Source organism: Rathayibacter sp. PhB152 (assembly GCF_003751395.1).
Taxonomy (GTDB): Bacteria; Actinomycetota; Actinomycetes; order Actinomycetales; family Microbacteriaceae; genus Rathayibacter; species Rathayibacter festucae.
Map to the genome: position 1 here is coordinate 213,874 of NZ_RJUT01000002.1, position 19,702 is coordinate 233,575.

Consider the following 19,702-nt stretch of genomic DNA (forward strand, 5'->3'; position numbering starts at 1 on the left):
CGACCCTAGCGGGTCGCTCCGTCACGCCGTGAGGATCCTGCTGTCACCGCGGTCGCTGACGACGACCTTCAGCCCGGTGGGCAGCCGCTCGCGCATCGCGTCGACGTGGCTGATGAGGCCGATCGTGCGCCCGCCCGAGCGGAGCGCGTCGAGCGTGCCGAGCGCGGTCTCCAGGGTCTCGGCGTCGAGCGAGCCGAAGCCCTCGTCGATGAACATCGTCTCGAGTGAGACGCCGCCGGACTGCATGGTGACCACGTCGGCCAGCCCGAGGGCCAGGGCGAGCGAGGCGAGGAACGTCTCTCCGCCCGAGAGCGACGCGGGCTGTCGGCGGGCGCCGGTGAAGGCGTCGAGCACGTCGATCCCGAGACCGGAGGCGGCGCCGCGGTAGGCGAGCGAGTCGTCGTGCACGAGGGCGTAGCGGCCGCTGGTCATCGCGTTCAGCCGCAGGTTCGCGGCGGCGACGATCTCCTCCAGCCTGCCGGCGAGGGCGAAGGCCTCGAGGTCCATCCGGCGGGTGTTCTGCCCGCGGCCGTCGATCGTCTCGGCGAGGGCGCGGAGCTCCTCGTGTCGGCGCAGGCGCTCGTCGAGAGTCGCCAGGCGCTCCTCGGCGCGGCCCGCCAGCTCGGCGAGCCGGGCGGCGCGGTGCTCGAGCACCGAGTGCCGCGAGCGGGCCTCGTCGCGGCGGGCGGAGGCGGCGCGCGCGTCCTCCTCCGCGGCGGCGAGGTCGACGGGGGCGGTCGGCAGGCCGGCGAGCTCGGGGTCGGCCAGCACCGAGTCGACGGCGCTGCGGCGGCGCTCGTGCTCGGCGACCACGGCCTCGGCGCGGGCGCGCTCGCCCGAGGTGAGGGCGGCGGACTCGGCGTCGTCGGCGCTCGCGAAGCCGCGGTCGGCGACCACCTCGGCGAGCTGGACCTCGGCCGCCTCGGCCGCCTCGCGGCGGGTGGTCGCCGCGTCCTCGGCCTCGACGAGCGCCTCGGCCAGGCGGCGCTGCGCGGTGAGGGCCGCGACGCGGTCGGCGATGCTGGCCGCACCGTCGCGATGGGCGTCGATCCGCTCGCGCAGGAGGCGCAGCGCCTCGGCGGCGAGGGCGGCGTCGGAGCTGAGGCGCTGGTGCTCGGCGCGGGCGGTCTCGAGGGCAGCCGCGAGGTCGTCACTGCGGAGACGGAGGTCCGACCGCTCGCGCCGCAGCTCCTCGAGCCGCGTCGCGGCGCTCCGGGACGCGGTGAGCCGCATCTCGGCCTCGGCGCGGGCGGTCCGCAGCTCCTCGGCGGTCGTGGCGCCGGCCCGCTCCTCGAGGGCCGCCAGGGCGAGCGCGCCGGCGCTCTCGGCTTCGCGGGCAGCGTCCATCGCGGCGGCGGCGCGGTCGACGGCGGTGCGCGCCTTCTCGATCTCGCCGGTGCCGACGGGCGGCAGCTCGCCGTGCTCGGCGGGCCGCGGGTGCTCGCAGGAGCCGCAGACCGGGCACGGGTCACCGGGGACGAGCGCTCCGGCCAGCTCGCCGGCGAAGCCCGCGAAACGGCGGGCGACCAGCTCGGCGTGCTCGGCGGCGCGGACGCCGTGCGCCCGGGCCGCCTCGGCGTGGGCGGAGCGGAGGCGATCGAGCGCGGTCGCGGCACTCGCACGCTCGGCGGCGGCGCGGATCCGGCGCTCGAGCGCGGCCAGCTCCTCGGTGCGGGCCGGCAGCGCCGTCGCGTCCGGCGCGAGCGCGTCCTCCTCCGCCGAGAGCGCGTCGAGAAGGGCGGGCAGCGCCCGCAGGTCGTGATCGAGGACGGCCAGCGCGGCGGCGGACCGCTCCCGTGCGGTGACGGTCCGCTCGGCGCGGCGGACCGCCTCGGGCAGGCCGCGCTCGTCGGCGAGCGCATCGGCGAGCGCGCCGAGCGTTCCGGCGAGGCGCTCCGCGGCCCGGGTGGCCGCGGCTCGGTCCGCGGGCTCGTCGAAGGCGGCCGTGAACGCCTCGGCCGCGCTGTCGCGGCTCCGGGAGGCGGCGACGGCCCGCTCGGCGGCCGTGCGCGCGCCCTTGAGCAGCGGCAGCACCCCGTCCGCCCGCCGCGCGCGCTCGATCCGCTCGCGCTGCTGCACGACCAGCGACTCCGCGACCGCCAGCTCCTCGGCCTCGATCAGCGCGCTCCGGCGGCGGTCCTGCGCCCGCTTCACCAGCCGCGTCTCGTCCCGGGCGGTCTCGGCCGCGCGGAACGCGACGTCGGCCTCCGCCACCTCGTCGCGGGCGAGCCCGAGGGGAGCGTCGAGCCGGGTCACCAGGGCGCGGAACCACTCCGCATCGGGCGGTGTCGGCGCCGTCTCCTCGTCACCAGTGAGCCGGACCGCCTCGTCGGCCAGCGCCGTCACCGCCGCGCGCTCCTCCTCGAGCGCCGCGCCGCTCTCCTGCCGCTGCTCGACGAGCCGCCGGCGCAGCAGGTCGTAGCGCTCCGTCGCGAAGAGGGTCCGGAGCAGCCGCTGCCGGTCGTCGTTCTTGGCGAGCAGGAACTCGTGGAAGCGGTTCTGCGCGAGCAGGATGACCTGGAGGAACTGGTCCTTGGTCAGTCCGACGATCCGGCCGATGTCGGCCCCCGTCTCCCGTGCGCTGGAGGACAGGCCCCGCCACTCGCCGTCGACGTACTCGAGCAGCGCGACCTTCGCCGCCTGCCGGGTGGTGCCGCCGCCGCGCTTGGCCGGCCGCTCGTACTCCGGTGAGCGGCGCACCCGGTAGAGCCGGCCGGCCGCCTCGAAGTCGAGCTCGGCGAACGTCTCGTCCTCGGGGGCGCTGTGGTCGCTGCGCAGGCGCGAGGCCGTGCCGTCGAAGCGCGGCACCGAGCCGTAGAGCGCGAAGCTGATCGCGTCGAGGATCGTCGACTTGCCGGCGCCGGTGCGCCCGGCGATCAGGTAGATCCCGACGTCCTCCAGGCGGTCGAAGTCGATCTCCTGCTCCGCGCGGAAGGGGCCGAGACCGGCGAAGGAGAGGCGGCGGATCCTCACCGCAGCGCCTCGGCGTCGACCTGCGCCAGCGCGTCGAGCGCGAGCGCGCGCTCGGTCTCGCTCGCGCCGTGCCCGCCGCGGACGTGCGCGAGGAAGTCGTCGATCACCTCGACGTCGCTGCGCCCGCGGATCCGCTCGGCGTAGCGCCGCTCGTCGACCGCCGCGTGCGGGGGCCGGTGCTCGAGCGTCGCGCAGCCGGGGAAGCGGGACTGCAGCCGCGCCATCGCGTCGAGCGGGCGGACCTCGTCGGTCAGCACCGCCGAGACCCAGTCCGGCTCGTACTCGGCGAGCGACGGGTCGCTCAGCAGCTCGTCCAGCCGACCCTCGATCACGCTGAGCCGCCGCGGCACGGGCAGCGCCGACCAGGTCACCTCGCCGAGCCCGTCGGCGCCGAGCTCGACCAGCCAGCCGCCGCGCGGCTTCGAGGCCTCGCCGAAGGAGTAGTGCAGCGGAGCGCCGGAGTAGCGCACGTTCGGCAGCAGGGTCGCCCGCCCGTGGATGTGCCCGAGTGCCGCGTAGTCGGCAGCGGCGAAGTGATCGACCGAGACGTAGTCGATCCCGCCGGCCGTGATGTCGCGCTCGACCGTACCGGCCGGGGCGCCGACGGCGAAGCAGTGCGCGAGCACCACCCAGCACCGCCCGGCCGCCTCGGCGTGCGCGCGGATGCGGCGCATCGCGAAGGCGAGGACGTCCTCGTGGCGGCGGAGCGACTCCTCCGGGTGCCGGTGCCGGTAGAGGGCCGGCTCGAGGTAGGGGATGCCGTAGACGCCGACCTCGAGCCCGCTCCCGTCGCGGAGGACGACCGGCTCGGCGTACGCCTCGGGGTCGGTGAGCACGTGCACGCCGGAGCCGCGCAGCAGTCCGGCCTGGAAGCCCAGCCGGGCGGGGGAGTCGTGGTTGCCGCTGGTCAGCACGACCTCGGCGCCGGCCGCGCGGATCGCCTCGAGCGTGCGGGTGAGCAGGGTGTAGTGCTCGGCCGCCGGCACCGCGGAGTCGAAGACGTCGCCCGCGATCAGGACGACGTCGACCGCCTCGGAGCGCACCGTCTCGACCAGTGCGTCGAGCACGAGGCCCAGCGCGGCGACGCTCGAGTGGCCGTGGAAGGTGCGGCCGATGTGCCAGTCGGAGGTGTGCAGGAGCTTCACGACCGTCCTTTCGCGGGGTCTGCGGGTGTGCGGTGGCGCTCCCTGTCGTGCCCCTCCAGGCTACTGAGCGGCTCCGACACCGGACGCCGCCCGAGCCGTCGCCGCCGGACACCTCCCGTTCACCCGCGGGTGCAGAATGGGTCGTCGGTCGATCGAAGGAGGCCCCGCGTGAAGCTGCCCCGAGTGCCCTCGACCCTCCTCGGTCTCGGCTCGCGCACCCGCGCCGCCGCCGAGGACACCAGCCCGATCGAGCGGATCCGCCCCGAGGAGGAGCCGGTCCGCCGGAGCACCGTCGACAACGCGATCTATCAGGACGGCCGTCGCGTCGTCTCGCCGCACAGCATCCCTGAGGCCCTCGCTGCCCTGCAGAAGCTGCCGGACGCGATGGCCTGGATCGGCCTCTACCGGCCGACCGAGGCCGAGCTGGCGGCCCTCGAGGACGAGTTCTCGATGCACCCGCTCGCGATCGAGGACGCGATCAGCGCGCACCAGCGGCCCAAGCTCGAGCGCTACGGCAGCGACATGTTCGTGGTGCTGCGGGCCGCGAGCTACGCGGACCAGCGCGAGGAGGTCGACTTCGGCGAGCTGCACCTCTTCGTCGGGCCGAACTTCGTCGTCACCGTCCGCCACTCCGAGAAGCCCGACCTCTCCCTGGTCCGGCGCCGGATGGAGGCCGACCCCGAGCTGCTGCGCAAGGGACCGGTGGCGGTCCTCTACGCGATCCTCGACGCGGTCGTCGACCAGTACGCCCCGGTCGTCGCCGGCCTCGAGAACGACATCGACGAGATCGAGGCGCAGGTCTTCGAGGGGGATCCCGCGGTGTCCCGGCGCATCTACGAGCTGTCCCAGGAGGTGCTCGACTTCCAGCGGGCGACCCGTCCGCTGACCGGCATGCTCGGCCGGCTGGTCACCGACTTCGATGTCTTCCGCGAGGACGTCGAGCTGCGCCGCTACCTCCGCGACGTCGCCGACCACGTCGCCGTCGTCGACGAGCGCGTCGAGGGCTTCCGGACGACGCTCCGCGAGATCCTCGCGGTGAACGCCACGCTGGTCGCGCAGCGCCAGAACGAGGACATGAAGAAGCTCGCGGAGGCGGGCAACCAGCAGAACGACGAGGTCAAGCGGATCTCGGCCTGGGCCGCCATCTTCTTCGCGCCGACCATGATCTCCAGCGTCTACGGCATGAACTTCGACGCGATGCCCGAGCTGCACCTCGCCTGGGGCTACCCGGCGGCGCTCGGGCTGATGGTCGCCTCGAGCGTGGTCCTGCACCGGCTGTTCAAGCGCTGGGGCTGGCTCTGAGCCGCCGCCGACGGCCGCGCGCGCTGTCAACACCCTGACGGGTCCGGCCGCCGCGCGTAGCGTCGGTCCGAGCCGCCCTCCGCGGCCCGAGTGCAGGGAGACCCGATGAAGCGAATCGACGTGCCGGCGATCGAGCGGACCTCGCTCTGGCGGCAGGACGCCGCGCCGATCCCGGGCGACGCGTTCGTGCCGGGCGCGCACTACGACGACGTGATCGTCGGAGCCGGCCTCTCCGGGCTGGTGACGGCGCTCCTGCTCCAGCGCGGCGGCCGTCGCGTCCTCGTCCTCGAGGCCCGCGAGGTCGGCGCGGTCGCGACCGGAAGCAGCACCGCCAAGCTCAGCCTCCTGCAGGGGACGCACCTCTCGAGGATCGCCGCCCGCAACACCCCCGCGGTCACCCGGGCCTACGTCGCGGCGAACCTCGCGGGCTTCACCTGGCTCGTCGACTACCTCCGCGAGGCCGGCGTGCCCGTGCAGCGCCGCACCGCGTACAGCTACGCGCAGACCCCCGACGGTGTGGACGCGGTGCTCCGCGAGCACGAGACGGCCCGCCGCTTCGGCCTCGCCACCCGCCTCGTCGGCGCGCTGGACACGCCCTTCCCGAGCACCGCCGCCGTGGCGCTCGACGACCAGGCGGAGTTCGACCCGATGGCGGTGCTGGCGGCGCTCGCCGCCGACTTCCGTGCGGCGGGCGGCGTCCTCGTGCAGGGCGTCCGCGCGCTCGGGCTGCGCGCCTCCGCGCCCGTCCGCGTGCGGACCAGCGCCGGCGAGGTGACCGGCGAGCGGGCCTACCTGCTCACCGGCACGCCGATCCTGGACCGCGGCCTCTACTTCGCCAAGCAGGTCGCCCTGCGCTCCTACGCGGTGGCCTTCCGCGGTGCCGAGACGATCCCGGACGGCATGTACCTCTCCGTCGACGGGCCCTCGCGCTCGATCCGCGACGTGGAGCGGGACGGGGAGCGGCTGCTGCTGATCGGCGGCAACGGCCACGGCGTCGGCCGGCGCGCGCGGACGCAGGAGAGCGTCGACGACCTGATCGCCTGGACCCGCCGCTCCTTCCCCGGCGCGGAGCCGATCGCGCAGTGGAGCGCGCAGGACTACGAGGCGTTCCACCGCGTGCCGTTCGTCGGCTGGCTGCCGCGGGGCCGCGGGCGGATCTTCTTCGCCTCCGGCTACGACAAGTGGGGGATGACGAACGCGGTGCAGGCGGCGCTCACGCTCGTCGGCGACTCGAGGGGCGAGACGCCGCCGTGGGCGAAGGTCCTGCACCGCCGCCCGACGCTGCCCCGGGTGATGGCGGAGGGGGCCGGAGCGCTCGCCGCGGTCGGCGCGTGGTACGCCCGCGGCTACTGGTCGGCCCTGCGCGCGCCGCGCTCGGTGGACGTGGTGCCGGAGGAGGGGCGCGGCGCGCTCGCCCGTGACGGCCTGCAGCCCGTGGCCGTCTCGACGGTCGAGGGCCGCCGCTGCGCCGTCTCGGCGGTCTGCCCGCACCTGGGCGGCGTCGTCACCTGGAACGACGCCGAGCGCAGCTGGGACTGCCCGCTGCACGGCTCGCGCTTCGCCGCCGACGGGTCGGTGCTGGAGGGCCCGGCGGTCAGCCCGCTCGCGCCGGTGCGCTGAGCCGCTCGGCCCGAGCAGAACATCAGCTGGGAGCCGCGGTCATCGCTCATCAGCGACGACGACCCCTCTCAGCCGATGTTCTGCGGCAGGGCGTCCCGCATCGGCCACCCCTGGTGATCGAGTAGCCCGCGGAGCGGGCGTATCGAGATCCGCCGTCGGCCGAGCTACTCGGCCGAGTCGTCCTCGGTGGGCTCCGCGACCTTCCGGCCGTCGGCGCCGGAGGCGTCGCCGTCCACGTGCAGGTCGGTGTCGCCGGGGATGCTGAAGTCGCTCAGCGGGTCGAGCGGCCCGTCCTCGTGGCTGGTGGAGTCGGGGGCGTCGCTGGTCTCGTCGCGTGCGGTCATACCTGCACCCTACGAGCGTCCGACGAGCCGCTGCACCGCGGTCACCGGGATCGACAGCCACTCCGGGCGGTTGCGCGCCTCGTAGATCGCCTCGTAGATGGCCTTGTCGAGCTCGAAGGCGTCCAGGACGGCGCGGTGCGCGGTGACCGCGTCGCCCGCCTCCTCGGTGTAGCCCTCGAGGAAGGCGCGGCGGCTGGCCAGCGCCCAGGCGGACCGGGAGTCGCCCGGCGACGCCTGCTCGTGCGCGCCCGCCGCGTAGTCGAAGGAGCGGAGCATCCCGGCCACGTCGCGCAGTGCGATGTCCGGCAGCAGCCGCTCGTGCATCGGCCGCAGCGGCTCGCCCTCGAAGTCGAGGAGCACCCAGCCGCGGCCGGGCACGGCCAGCACCTGGCCGAGGTGGTAGTCGCCGTGGATGCGCTGCAACCGCGGCCACGGCGCCTGCTCGGCCGCCTGGAAGACCGCGTCGATCGCGTCGGCGTCCTCGGCGATGACGGGCACCTCGGAGGAGGCGATCCGCAGCCGGCGACGCATGGTCGCGATCATCCGCTGCACGACCTCGGGCGTCGCGTCCTCGGTCGGCATCACCTCGGCGAGGGTGGAGTGCACCTGCGCGGTCGCCAGGCCCAGCTCACGCGCCGGCCCGGTGAAGTCGGTGTCGCCGGCGACGGCCTCGAGCGCGACGCGCCAGGCGTCCTCGACGCCCGGCAGGAACTCCTGCGCGAAGGCGAGGTGCCCGAAGGCCCGGCCGGTCGGTTCGCCGCGGTCGTCCCACTCACCGGTGACGTTGCCGATCACCGGCGGGACGAGCGTGCTGCCCGCCGCGTTCAGCGCCGACTGCACGGTGACGTCCGGGTTCTCGCCGTGGTGCAGCGCGCGGAAGACCTTGACGATCACGGGGGTGCCTGCCGAGCCGTCCTCCGCGGTGGTCTGCACGATGATCGAGGTGTTCGACTGCTCGCCGCTGAGGATCCGCGACGACGCGAACGCGCCGATCACGGCACCGGGCTGGCGGTGGCCCTCGGCGCGGGCGCCGCCCAGAACGCCCTCCGCGTCGGAGGAGCCGCCGTCGGCGATCAGCTCGAAGAGCGCCCGCGCGAACAGCGGGTCGCGGGGCCCGTCGTAGACGAAGCGGGTGCCGTCGCTCTCGATCAGCGCGTCCTCGAGGCCCGCGAAAGGCGCCGAGCGCACCGTCACCGGCACCTGGTAGAGCACCGGGCTCGAGCCGGCCCGGTCGATGACGAGGTGGACGACGACGTCGCCGTCACCGCGCTCCAGGCGCCACTCGCCCCGGATCTCCAGCTCGGGGCGGCGCCCCTTGCTCGCGTACCACCGCTGATCGGCGACCCAGGCCGCGGCCCGGTCGATCGACAGTCCTGCGCTCATCTCTGCACTTCCCCTCGGTCGGCACCCCGAACCTTACGCGGCGCGATCGACGCTCCGGTGGGGCTTGCGGCGCGCCCACCCGATCCGGATCCCCGGCTCAGGAGTCGCGGGTCTCCTCCGCCAGCCCGAGCACGTCCAGGATCCAGGAGTACTCGAACGCCACCTCGCGCCAGCGCTCGTAGCGCCCGCTCACGCCGCCGTGCCCGGCCGTCATCTCGATCTTCAGCAGTGCCGGCGCGCCGACCTCGCGCAGCCGCGCGACCCACTTGGCCGGCTCCACGTAGAGCACGCGGGTGTCGTTGAGGCTCGTCGTCGCGAGGATCCGTGGATACCGGACGCCCTCGCGCACGTTCTCGTACGGCGAGTACGACTTCATGTAGGCGTAGACCTCGGGGTCGTGCAGCGGGTCGCCCCACTCGTCCCACTCGATCACGGTCAGCGGCAGCGACGGGTCGAGGATCGAGGTCAGCGCATCCACGAACGGCACCTGCGCCAGGATCCCGGCGAAGGCCTCCGGGGCGAGGTTCGCGACCGCGCCCATCAGCAGCCCGCCGGCCGAGCCGCCCTGCGCGACGAGGCGCTCGGGCGTGGTGAAGCCCGCCTCGACGAGGTGACGCGCGGAGTCGACGAAGTCGGTGAAGGTGGTGCGCTTGGCGAGGGTCTTGCCCTCCTCGTACCAGGAGCGGCCCATCTCGCCGCCGCCGCGGACGTGCGCGATGGCGAAGACCACGCCGCGGTCGAGCAGCGAGAGCCGGGCGATCGAGAAGCCCGGGTCGATGCTCGCCTCGTAGGAGCCGTAGCCGTAGAGCAGGAGCGGCGCGGGGGCCTCGTCGGGCGCCGCCGCGTCCTTCCGCCAGACCAGCGACAGCGGGATGCGCGTGCCGTCCTCGGCGGTCGCCCACTCGCGGCGCTGCTCGTAGCGCGCGGGGTCGTAGTCGCCGAGCACCGGCTGCTGCTTGAGCACGGTCCGCTCGCCGGTCGCGACGTCGAGGGTGAGCACCGTGGAGGGGGTGACGAACGAGGTGTAGGCGAGCCGCAGCGCGGACTGCTCCCACTCCGGGTTGCCGGCGAGGCCCGCGTCGTACAGCGGCTCGTCGAAGACGATCTCGTCCAGGCGCGCGCCGCCGTCGCCGTCGATCAGGAGGCCGAGGCGGGTCGCTCCCGCCTCGCGGTAGGAGACGACGACGTGCCGCGCGAAGGCGTCGACGCCCTCGATCCGCCGTCCCGGGGTGTGCGGGACGAGGACGCGGCGCTCGGCCGCCCGCTCCTCGGGGGAGAGCGCGAGGTCGGCCGGCTCCTCGACGATCTCGAAGTCGAGTGCGCCGTCGTTGTGCACGATCAGCAGGCGGTCGCGGCCGTCGACGACGGCGTGGTCCACCTCGTACTCGACGCCCTCGCGTCGCGGCCAGACCGAGCGGAACTCCCCGGTCGGGTCCTCCGCGTCGAGCAGCAGGCACTCGCTGGTGATCTTGCTGCCGATCTCGATGACGAGGAAGCGGCGGCTGCGGGTGAGCCCCACGCCGATCCAGTAGCGCTCGTCGGGCTCGGAGAAGACGACCTCGTCGGCGGTCGACTCGGTGCCGACGGTGTGCCGCCAGATCGTGTCGGGCCGCCAGGACTCGTCGACCGTGGGGTAGAAGACGAAGCGGGCGTCGGCGCCGAAGGTCGCGCCGCCGCCGGTGCCCTCGACGACGTCGGGCAGGTCCTCGCCGGTGCTGAGATCGCGGATGCGCAGCGTGTAGCGCTCGTCGCCCTCGACGTCGGTGCCGAAGAGCAGGAAGCGCCCGTCGGCGGAGACGTCGAAGCTGCCGAGCGAGAAGAAGTCGTGGCCCTCGGCCTCGACGTTGCCGTCGAGCACCACCTGCTCGCCCTCGAGCGGCCCGCCCTCGGCGATGGAGGGCGGGGTCCAGTCGTCCGGGCCGGAGATCGGCGCGCGGCAGTGCACGCCGTACTGGCGGCCCTCGTAGGAGCGGGAGAAGTACCACCAGGCGCCCTCGCGGACGGGGACGGAGAGGTCGGTCTCCTTCGTGCGGGAGCGGATCTCGTCGAAGAGGCGCTCGCGGAGCGGGGCGAGGGGAGCGAGGAGCGCGTCGGTGTAGGCGTTCTCGGCCTCGAGGTGGGCGATCACCTCGGGCTCCTCCTTCTGCCGCAGCCACTCGTACTGATCGACCACGAGATCGCCGTGGTGACGGCGTTCGAGCGGGACACGGCGGGCGACGGGAGGGACGGGCGCGGTCATCGCTCCAGCCTAGGCCGACCTCGCGCCCCGCCGCGGGCCTGCCGCCGGGAGCACCGTCCACGTGCGCACAATGGACCATGGCTCAGCGTGCGGACCGGACGAAGACGGAGGCGCCGCGGCGCGTGCAGACCGAGGTGGAGCGGAAGTACGACGTCGACGCGGACACCGCCCTGCCGGAGCTGATCGGCGCTGGCACCGTCGCCACGGCGCTCGCCGAGGAGCCCGTCCGCCTCCGGGCCCAGTACTTCGACACCGCCGGCCGCGCCCTGTCCCGCGGCCGGATCACCCTCCGCCGTCGCGAGGGCGGCGAGGACGAGGGCTGGCACGTCAAGCTCCCCGGCTCGGCCGGCCGCACCGAGATCCACGCCGCGCTGACAGCCTCCCGCACCGTGCCGGCCGAGGTCCGGGAGCCGGTGCTCGGCCAGGTCGGCCGCTCGCGGCTCGAGCCGCTCGCCACCCTGGAGACCGTCCGCTCGATCACCCGCGTCGCCGACGCCGCCGGCCGCCGCCTCGCCGAGATCGCGGACGACCTGGTCATCGCGCACGATCAGCGCTCGGGCGTCGAGCGGCGCTGGCGGGAGTGGGAGGTCGAGCTCGTCGACGTCCACGGCCCCGAGGGCGAGGCGGTGCTCGACGCGATCGAGGAGCGACTGCTCGCCGCCGGCGCCCGCCCCGCCGAGAGCGCCTCGAAGCTCGCCCGCGCCACCGGCGGTCCGATCGAGGACGCGCACGCGGCACCCGAGGACGGCGGGGAGGCGGCGCTCGCCGCGATCCGCGAGCTCCTCACCGGCCTGCGCGCCGTCGATCCGAAGGTGCGCCTCGAGGCCGACGACGCGCTGCACCGGATGCGCCTGCACACCCGCCGCCTGCGCAGCGTCCTCGCCGCCTCCCGCTCCGTGCTGGAGCGCGAGGCCCTCGATCCGCTGCGCGACGAGCTGCGCTGGCTCGCCGGCGTCCTCGGCGCCGCCCGCGACGAGGAGGTCCTCGCGGCCCGGCTCCGCACCGCCGTCGACGAGGCAGGGGAGGGACTGCCCGCGAAGGCCGTCGCCGGCACCACCCTCTTCGACGCGATCGAGCGCCGGCACGCGATCGCCCTGCAGCGGGTCGCCAAGACCCTGCGCGGCGCCCGCTACCTCGCCCTGCTCGCCGCGCTCGACGCCCTGCTGGCCGACCCGCCGCGGACGGCGAAGGCCGGCGCGAGCGCGAAGAAGCTCGTCCACCGCTCCCTCGCGAAGGAGGTCTCGCGCGTCGACGAGGCCCGCACGGGTGGAGACGACGTCGAGGCCCGGCACGAGCTGCGCAAGGCCGCGAAGCGCCTGCGCTACGTCGTCGAGGCCTGGAGTGCGGTCGTCCCGGACGCCGTCGGCGCGACGCCGCACCGGATCGCCAAGGCGGCGAAGGCCGTCGCCGACGCGCTGGGGGAGGAGCGCGACGCCCTCGCCGCCCGCGACGTGCTCCGCGCGCACGCCCTCGTGGCGGCCCGCCGCGGCGAGCCGGCGTTCGCCCTCGGCGTCGCCTCCGCCCGCGAGGAGAGCCGGGCTCGCGAGGCCTCGCGCGCTGGGGACGCGGCCCTGGAGCGGCTGCACTCCCTGTCAAGCTGAGCAGGACGGTCATCCGCACGAAACAGGCGGCGGATAATGTGAATCATGCCTTCCGTCCGTCCTCTGCCGTCAGCCCTCCTGCGTCCGCGCCATTTCGACCGTGACGACGTGGTCGTCCATGCCGGTCTGTTCTCGCTGGTCAACTCGAGTACGACACCGCAGGCGGCCTGGACCGAGGACCTGATCGCGCTCGGCGAGGTGCTCGACGAGGCCGAGTTCCCCTACCGCCTCATCCGCGGCACGAAGGGCGCGCCCTTCCTCGCGATCGACCGCTCGCTCGGCGCCGAGCTGGCCACGCTGCTCGCGCGCGCCTTCGCGACCGAGCCGTTCTACGTGAAGACGCTCGACAAGCGCGGCACCCCGCCGCTGCTCCTGGCCGAGGGCGCGATCGCGCCGTACCCGCGCGCTGCGGTCTTCTCGCTCTTCCGCCCCCGCGTCTCCTCGAGCGGATCGCTGCGCTACGGCGCCCGCAGCGGCGTCCGCCTGGAGTTCTGGAAGGTCGGCGAGGAGGAGATCACCACTCCCGCCGAGAACGCGCTGATGCGCAGCAGCCTCCCGGTCGCCGAGGCGATCGACGCGCACGTCGAGGCGTACGGCCGCACCTGGCCGACCTTCGAGGGCATGTTCGAGCCGCTCGTCAGCGACATCCGCTTCGACGTCGACATTGTCTTCTCCTGGGTCGACGGAACCGACCTGGAGTTCCAGCGCGCCCGCGCCGCCCGGATGGCCAGCTACGTCGTGGGCGAGGGTGACGACGCCCCCGCGCGCTTCCGTCAGATCGACGAGCTCAAGTACGCGCTGCGCAGCGTCTACATGTACGCGCCGTGGGTCCGGCACATCTACATCGTCACCGACTCGCCGCGCCCGCGCTGGCTCGACGAGCACCCCGACGTCACCCTGGTCCGCAGCGAGGACCACTTCCGCGACCTCTCGGTGCTGCCCACGCACAACTCGCACGCGGTCGAGAGCCAGCTGCACCGCATCCCGGGCCTGGCCGAGCACTTCCTCTACTCCAACGACGACATGTTCTTCGGCCGCCCCGTCGACCCGTCGATCTTCTTCTCGCCCGGCGGGATCACCAAGTTCATCGAGGCGACCACCCGCATCGGGATGGGCGACTCCAACGCCTCCCGCAGCGGGTTCGAGAACGCGGCGCGCGTCAACCGCCGGCTGCTCCGCGAGCGCTTCGGCGCGATGACGACCCGGCACCTCGAGCACGCCGCCACGCCGCTCCGCAAGAGCGTGATGGCCGAGCTGGAGACCGAGTTCGAGCCGGAGTTCACCGCGACCGCTGCGAGCCGCTTCCGCTCGGCGAGCGACGTCTCCGTCACCAACTCGCTGTACCACTACTACGCGCTGATGACCGGCCGCGCGGTGGTGCAGGAGAACGCCTCGGTGAAGTACGTCGACACGACGATGCACCAGGGCCTCAAGGACATGAAGAAGCTGCTGAAGAACCGCGGCGTCGACTTCTTCTGCCTCAACGACGGCAGCTTCCCCGAGATCTCGGCGGAGGCGCGCACCCGCGCCGTGATCGACTTCCTCGAGGAGTACTACCCGATCCCGGCGCCCTGGGAGCGGGTGGACTGAGCATGGCCTGGGCGATCGGCGGAGGGGTCCTCGGGCTGCTGCTCGGGCTCGCCAGCGCGCTCGTCTTCCCGGGCATCGGGGTCGGGGCAGGCATCGGAGTCGGGATCGCGCTCGGCGCGGCCCTCGCCTTCGCGGGGCACCTGTTCGCCCTCGACCGCACTCGTCCCAAGCGCTGACGTCCGTTCTGCAGGCGATCCGCGGCCCCGGATCCTCGGACCCGCGGTCGGGATCGTCTCTCGGCGCGGATCGCCTGCAGACCGGACGCAGGCCCCTAGGCGCTGACGCCCACCGGCTCCGCGACGGGCGGGTAGAGCGCCTCGACCTGCTCGAGCGGTGCGGCCGTGGCCGGCGCGATCTCGACGCCGTGCGAGGCGAGGATCCGCTCGGTCTCGTTCGCCGAGACGTAGGACACCTCGGTCGAGGCGCCGATCGGCACCACCGAGTGCAACACCGTGCCGTCGTAGACGTGGATGAGATTGAAGGCCTGCGCCGAGTTGCGGGCGCGGGTGCCGCCGACCGGCACGTTGAGGTCCTGCGTGTAGCAGGTGGCCGATGCGACCGAGACGGGGATGCCGGCGAACGTCGCGGTCGAGGAGTAATGCAGGTGGCCGGCGATGATGCTGCGGACGTCCGAGCCCTCGAGCACCTCCGCGAGCGCGGGCTGGTCGCGGAGCTCGACGAGCACGGAGAGGTCGAGGACGCTCGGGACCGGCGGGTGGTGCAGCGCCAGGATCGTGCCGTGCGGCGCGGGGCTGGAGAGCTCCTCCGCGAGCCAGTCGAGCTGAGCGTCCGAGATCTCGCCGTAGTGCGCGCCCGGGACGGTCGAGTCCAGCGCGATGATGCGCAGTCCGTTCACGTCGTGCACCCGGTCGATCGGCTGCGTGGTGGGCAGCTGGTCGAGCAGCCCGGAGCGGAAGGCACCGCGGTCGTCGTGGTTGCCCATCACCCAGATCACCTCGGCACCGAGGCGGGCGGCGGCCGGCTCGACGACGGCGCGGAGCTTGGCGTACGCCTCGGGTTCGCCCTTGTCCGCCAGATCGCCGGTGATGACCACGGCCTCCGGGCGACCGCCCGAGGCCTCCAGCTCGTCGAACAGGCGGCGGAGCTGGGCCTCGCTGTCGACGTCGGAGCCGTACAGCCCGCCGTCTCCGGCGATGAAGTGGGTGTCGCTGAGGTGAAGGATGAAGTGGTTCGGCCGGGGGTACTCGGCCTGGCGGACAGTCATGATCCTCGGGTTCCACGATCGGTGGGGCCGGCTCGATCGAGTCGGCGTCGGTACGGGATGTCGCATGGTGCTGTACTGCTGGTCCGCGGGCTGGGAACTGCTCCCGCGAGGCTCAGTCCATCATCGCGGGGTGAACGGCGGGCCAACGAGGACCGGCGCGTCATCGAACGGTTTTCCCAGATTCGGCACCGGACAGCGGCTCCATCCTCAGGAACCGCTCACCGGGTGCGCACTCCCCGCACACCGATCGCCCACGCCCGCATCGGTTCTGCAGAGGGAGTCGTCAGAGCTCGAGCAGGAGCCGCGCGTAGAACGCGATGGCGCGCTCGAACTGGTCGACCTCGACCGACTCGTCGGCGCCGTGGATGCCGAGCTGCTGCTGCGGGCTGATCTCGAACGGGATGAAGCGGTAGACGCCGTCGCTGATCGCGTGGAAGTGGCGGGCGTCGCTGCCGCCGGTCTGCACGTAGGGCGCGACGATCGCCTCGGGGAAGACCTCCTGCACCACGGTGCGGAGCACGTCGTACGGGCCGCCGTCGCCGGGCTCGCCGGTGGGGGAGACGGGGGAGGGCTCGTGCGCGACGCGCACCTCGATCTCGACCTCGGGGTCGTCGATCACCGCGCGGATCCGCTCGACGACGCCGGCGACGGTGCCGCCCGGGTTGATCCGCACGTTGGCGACCGCGCTGGCGGTCGACGCGAGGACGTTCGCCCCGGTGCTGCCGCGCAGCTGCGTGATCGCCACGGTGGTCCGCAGCATCGCGGCGGAGCGGTTGGAGTGGGCGGCCAGGGCCGCGACGACGGCGTCCGGGTGCTCGTGCGGCTTCGCGTACCAGACCGCGTGCGCGGCGTCGGCGCGGGGAGCGGCCGCGCGCACCAGCTCGGCGATCGGCTCCGGCAGCGTCGAGGGGAACGGGTTCTCGGTGAGGCGGTGGATCGCCCGCGCGAGCCGCTGGGTGGCGAGCATGCCGGGCAGGGGCGGCGGGGCGGAGGCGTGCCCGCCCGCGTCGCGGCAGGTCAGCTCGAGGTTCATGATGCCGCGCTCGGTGACGCCGATGACGGCGATCGGCGTGGTCACTCCGGGCACGATGCCGCGGCGGACGTTGCCGCCCTCGTCGAGCACGAAGCGGGGGCGCACGCCGCGCGCCCCGAGCAGCGCGACGATCGACGGTGCGCCGTCCCCCGCCGTCTCCTCGTTGTGCGTGGAGACCAGGTAGACGTCGCGGCGGGGACGCTCTCCCCGCAGGACGGCCGCCTCGACGGCCTCGAGCAGGGCGACGAGGGAGCCCTTGTCGTCGAGCGCGCCGCGCCCCACGATCGCGGTGCGGCCGTCCGGGCGGAGGACCGTGTCCGCCGCGAACGGCGCGATCGACCAGTCGTCGGGGGTGACGCTGACCACGTCGTAGTGCGCCATCAGGACCGACGGCTCGCCGTCCTCGGTGCCGCGCCAGCGCCAGACCAGGGAGTGACCAGCCACGGTCTCGCGCTCGAGGGCGCTGTGCAGCGCGGGGTAGAACTGCTCGAGCAGCTCCTGGAAGACGCGGAATCGGCTCCAGTCGGTGTCGGACTCGTCGGAGTGCGACACCGTGTCGACCCGCAGCAGGGCCTGGAAGCGCTCGAGCGCGGTCGTCGTCACCGGGCTAGCCTACGACGGCGGTCCCGACCCCCCGGACCCGGCGAGCGGAGGTGCGGCATGGGTGTGCGGCCGCCGACCGACCCGCTGCCCGAGGTCTGCGTGGTCTACGTCCTCCGCGAATCGCCCCGCGGGACCGAGGTGCTGCTCGGGCGGAAGCTCCGCGGTCTCGGCGAGGGCCGGGTCGTCGCGCCCGGCGGGAAGCTCGAGCCGGGGGAGTCGCCCGTCGAGGCGGCCGTCCGCGAGCTGGCGGAGGAGGTCGGCCTGCACGCGGACCCTCACGACCTCGAGCCCCGCGGCTCCCTCGACTACTTCTTCCCGCACCGCCCCGCGTGGAGCCAGCGCTCGCACGTCTTCGTCTGCCGCCGCTGGTCGGGCGAGGTGGTCGCCTCGGGCGAGCTCGCCGCGTCCTTCGTCCCGCGCGACGAGGTCCCCTACGGCCGGATGTGGGACGACGCCCGCTTCTGGCTGCCCGCGGTGCTGCACTCCGGCGCCGTGGTCGACCGCACGTTCGAGTTCGGCGCCGACCTCGAGCACGTCGTCGATCGGTCCCGATCCCGCCGTCCGGTCGCTTCGGCGCCAGATCTTTGACGCGTTCCCGGTGATTCGTCGATCGTTCTCGGGCGGAGAGGGAGCCCGGCCCCGGGTGAGCCCGCACTGAGGAAGAGGTGACGGCGATGAGGACTCGCCTCCTGCGGAGGACGGCGGCTGCGCTGGTCGTGCTGACGACCGTGCTGGGCATCAGTGCGCTCACGACGGCGCCCGCGGCGGCGCTGACATCGGGGACGAAGTCGAACGAGCCCTGGGTGGTGCAGGTCTACGACAAGATCGTGGGAATCCAGACCAACACCTGCACCGGCACGGCGATCGCCGCCGACTGGGTGCTCACCGTGGACCACTGCCCCGTGAGTCACGTCTACTACCGCTACGCCCCGTCGCCGACGGAGGACGAGGTGACGGAAGTGGTTCCGGTGGCGGAGTCGATCTCGCTCGCCCCCGCGGACATGAAGCTCCTCCACCTCTCCCGCCCGCACGCGCTGCCGCACTACCCGCGACTGGTGCCGGGCGGCTACCGGGTCGGCTCGGTGGGCCACCTCTACGGGCTGGGTCCGGACATGTTCCCGACGCAGAGGACCGAGAAGGTCTGGATCAGAAGGGTGGGACGGATGCCGAACGGACTCATCGGCTTCCACTCGACAGCGACGACGGGCAGCACCGAGCAGATCGGCGAGACCGGCGACTCGGGCGGGCCGCTGATCGTGAACGGGAACCTCGTCGGGGTGTTCTACGGGACGACCCTTCCCGATGAACGGGTGCCGATGATGGGGTACACCGACGTGCGGCCGGCGCTGGAGAAGCTGAAGGAGCTTCAGGGGCACGACCGATCCCCGCGGGAGGCGGCCTCGGACCAGACGGTGGGCATCACGGACGTCTCGGTCGTCCGCGGGTACGTGGAGGCGACGATGAGCGAGGCGCTGGTCCGCTCCGGGAAGCGCGTCGTGGTCTGGCTGAACGGGCGCTACGCGGGTGACTACAACGAGGGCAGGGGCTGGTACGCGTGGAAGTACGACGTCCCGGGCGGCACGAAGATCGTCCCCACTACGCCCGTGAAGGACGGCGACCTCGTCCAGGTCGGCGAGCTGGCCTCCGGCGTGGACGTCGCCGCGGCCGACCTGCTCTTCCAGTCGACGCTCACCGGCGTCGACAGCGTCCAGCGGACCGGTGACCGGGTCGCGGTGACGATGAGTAGCGCGCTGGTGAACTCGGGGAAGCGGGTCGTGGTCTGGGTCGACGGCGTCTACCGGGCCGAGGTGCTCGACGACGTCTCGCTGTACGCGTCGAAGACGAACATCGACGGCGCCTCGATCGTCACGCCCGACGGCACCGTTCCGGAGGGCGCGCTCGTCCAGATCGGGGTGCTGCCCGCGGGGACCGACCTCGATCAGGCCGAGATCCTCGACGCCCGCGTCCTCTGACGGCGGAGCGCACTCCGACGGGCGGCTAGAGCTCGAGCACGTCGCCCGGCTCGAGGGCGTGGTACTCGCCGCCGCCCTCGCGGGTCGCCCAGCCGAGGCGGTCGTGGCCGAGCTTCTGGCCCGCCTCGGACAGCACGCGCTCGTGCGTCGCGAAGGCGTGCCGCGGCGCGAGCTCGAGGACGTAGTCGATCGACTCCGCGATCTTCATCCAGGGCGCACCGGAGGGGGCCGCCAGCACCTCGACGTCGACGCCGGCGGGGACGGTGAACGAGTCGCCCGCGTAGTAGAGCCGGCCGTTCACGAGCACCCCGACGTTGTCGATCACCGGGATGGAGGAGTGGATCACCGCGTGCCGCGAGCCGAAGAAGCGCAGCTCGAAGGGTCCGACCTCGATCACGTCGCCCTCGGCGACCGTCTCGACGTCGAAGCCCTCGGCCGCCGCGGCGACTCCGGCGGGGCCGAGGATCCGCAGCGCCGGGTTCGCGGCGCGCAGCCGCTCCAGCTGCTCCGCGGTCCAGTGGTCGGCGTGCTCGTGGGTGATCACGACCGCGACGGTGTCGGCCGTGCCCTCAAGGGGCCGCGTGAAGGAGCCGGGGTCGAGGACGAGCCGCGAGCCCGCCTCCTCGACGAGGACGGTGGCGTGCTCGAGCTTGGTCAGTCGCATGCTCCGA

General features: G+C 73.7%; 15 protein-coding genes. 7 read left to right on the top strand and 8 right to left on the bottom strand.

Annotation, left to right across the window (positions count from 1 at the left end):
* Nucleotides 1-21: 21 nt before the first annotated feature.
* Together EDF36_RS21145 and EDF36_RS21150 are read right to left on the bottom strand one after the other, a co-directional pair.
* Complete coding sequence (locus tag EDF36_RS21145; RefSeq protein ID WP_185020367.1) at nucleotides 22-2,973, bottom strand: AAA family ATPase; 2,952 nt, start codon at nucleotides 2,971-2,973, stop codon at nucleotides 22-24.
* Nucleotides 2,970-4,118: an exonuclease SbcCD subunit D gene (locus tag EDF36_RS21150; RefSeq protein ID WP_185020368.1), complete on the bottom strand. Its 1,149-nt coding sequence runs from the start codon at nucleotides 4,116-4,118 to the stop codon at nucleotides 2,970-2,972. Before EDF36_RS21150 ends, EDF36_RS21145 begins: the two co-directional genes overlap by 4 nt.
* Before the next feature lie 168 nt (nucleotides 4,119-4,286).
* Between EDF36_RS21150 and EDF36_RS04440 the strand changes: the two genes are divergently transcribed.
* Nucleotides 4,287-5,420 (top strand): magnesium and cobalt transport protein CorA, encoded by a 1,134-nt coding sequence (locus EDF36_RS04440; protein WP_123702982.1) that lies wholly within the window; start codon nucleotides 4,287-4,289, stop codon nucleotides 5,418-5,420.
* Between the two features lie 105 nt (nucleotides 5,421-5,525).
* Nucleotides 5,526-7,040, top strand: a complete 1,515-nt coding sequence (locus tag EDF36_RS04445) for an FAD-dependent oxidoreductase (protein WP_123732062.1) — start codon at nucleotides 5,526-5,528, stop codon at nucleotides 7,038-7,040.
* A 164-nt stretch (nucleotides 7,041-7,204) separates the two neighbouring features.
* Here the strand turns inward: EDF36_RS04445 and EDF36_RS04450 are convergent, their stop codons facing one another.
* The 3 genes from EDF36_RS04450 to EDF36_RS04460 form a co-directional block, all read right to left on the bottom strand.
* Nucleotides 7,205-7,384, bottom strand: coding sequence for a hypothetical protein (locus EDF36_RS04450; RefSeq protein WP_123732063.1), 180 nt, complete (start codon nucleotides 7,382-7,384; stop codon nucleotides 7,205-7,207).
* Between the two features lie 9 nt (nucleotides 7,385-7,393).
* Nucleotides 7,394-8,767, bottom strand: a complete 1,374-nt coding sequence (locus tag EDF36_RS04455) for a maltokinase N-terminal cap-like domain-containing protein (protein WP_123732064.1) — start codon at nucleotides 8,765-8,767, stop codon at nucleotides 7,394-7,396.
* Nucleotides 8,768-8,864: 97 nt separating this feature from the next.
* A complete protein-coding gene (locus tag EDF36_RS04460) occupies nucleotides 8,865-11,006 on the bottom strand; it encodes a S9 family peptidase (RefSeq protein ID WP_123732065.1) in 2,142 nt (713 codons plus the stop codon).
* A gap of 77 nt (nucleotides 11,007-11,083) precedes the next feature.
* Between EDF36_RS04460 and EDF36_RS04465 the strand changes: the two genes are divergently transcribed.
* The 3 genes from EDF36_RS04465 (at nucleotide 11,084) to EDF36_RS21155 (ending at nucleotide 14,373) form a co-directional block, all read left to right on the top strand.
* Complete coding sequence (locus tag EDF36_RS04465; protein WP_123732066.1) at nucleotides 11,084-12,607, top strand: CYTH and CHAD domain-containing protein; 1,524 nt, start codon at nucleotides 11,084-11,086, stop codon at nucleotides 12,605-12,607.
* A 108-nt stretch (nucleotides 12,608-12,715) separates the two neighbouring features.
* The gene (locus EDF36_RS04470) at nucleotides 12,716-14,197 is read left to right on the top strand and encodes a stealth family protein (protein WP_243646392.1); all 1,482 of its coding nucleotides are present in this window, start codon (nucleotides 12,716-12,718) and stop codon (nucleotides 14,195-14,197) included.
* A 2-nt stretch (nucleotides 14,198-14,199) separates the two neighbouring features.
* Nucleotides 14,200-14,373 carry a hypothetical protein gene (locus EDF36_RS21155; RefSeq protein ID WP_185020369.1) on the top strand — a complete coding sequence of 58 codons (174 nt, stop codon included), beginning with the start codon at nucleotides 14,200-14,202 and terminating at the stop codon, nucleotides 14,371-14,373.
* A 95-nt stretch (nucleotides 14,374-14,468) separates the two neighbouring features.
* On the opposite strand, the gene EDF36_RS04475 is transcribed toward EDF36_RS21155, so the two are convergent.
* A complete protein-coding gene (locus tag EDF36_RS04475; protein WP_123702995.1) occupies nucleotides 14,469-15,422 on the bottom strand; it encodes a phosphodiesterase in 954 nt (317 codons plus the stop codon).
* Between the two features lie 283 nt (nucleotides 15,423-15,705).
* Nucleotides 15,706-17,058 carry a M20/M25/M40 family metallo-hydrolase gene (locus EDF36_RS04480; protein ID WP_123732067.1) on the bottom strand — a complete coding sequence of 451 codons (1,353 nt, stop codon included), beginning with the start codon at nucleotides 17,056-17,058 and terminating at the stop codon, nucleotides 15,706-15,708.
* Between the two features lie 57 nt (nucleotides 17,059-17,115).
* On the opposite strand from EDF36_RS04480, the gene EDF36_RS04485 reads away from it, so the two are divergent.
* Together EDF36_RS04485 and EDF36_RS04490 are read left to right on the top strand one after the other, a co-directional pair.
* Entirely contained in the window at nucleotides 17,116-17,646 is a 531-nt protein-coding gene (locus EDF36_RS04485) for an 8-oxo-dGTP diphosphatase (RefSeq protein WP_123732068.1), read from the top strand.
* Nucleotides 17,647-17,732: 86 nt separating this feature from the next.
* The gene (locus EDF36_RS04490) at nucleotides 17,733-19,031 is read left to right on the top strand and encodes a trypsin-like serine protease (protein WP_133961720.1); all 1,299 of its coding nucleotides are present in this window, start codon (nucleotides 17,733-17,735) and stop codon (nucleotides 19,029-19,031) included.
* Nucleotides 19,032-19,056: 25 nt separating this feature from the next.
* Here the strand turns inward: EDF36_RS04490 and EDF36_RS04495 are convergent, their stop codons facing one another.
* Nucleotides 19,057-19,695, bottom strand: coding sequence for an MBL fold metallo-hydrolase (locus EDF36_RS04495; RefSeq protein WP_123703003.1), 639 nt, complete (start codon nucleotides 19,693-19,695; stop codon nucleotides 19,057-19,059).
* Nucleotides 19,696-19,702: the final 7 nt, after the last annotated feature.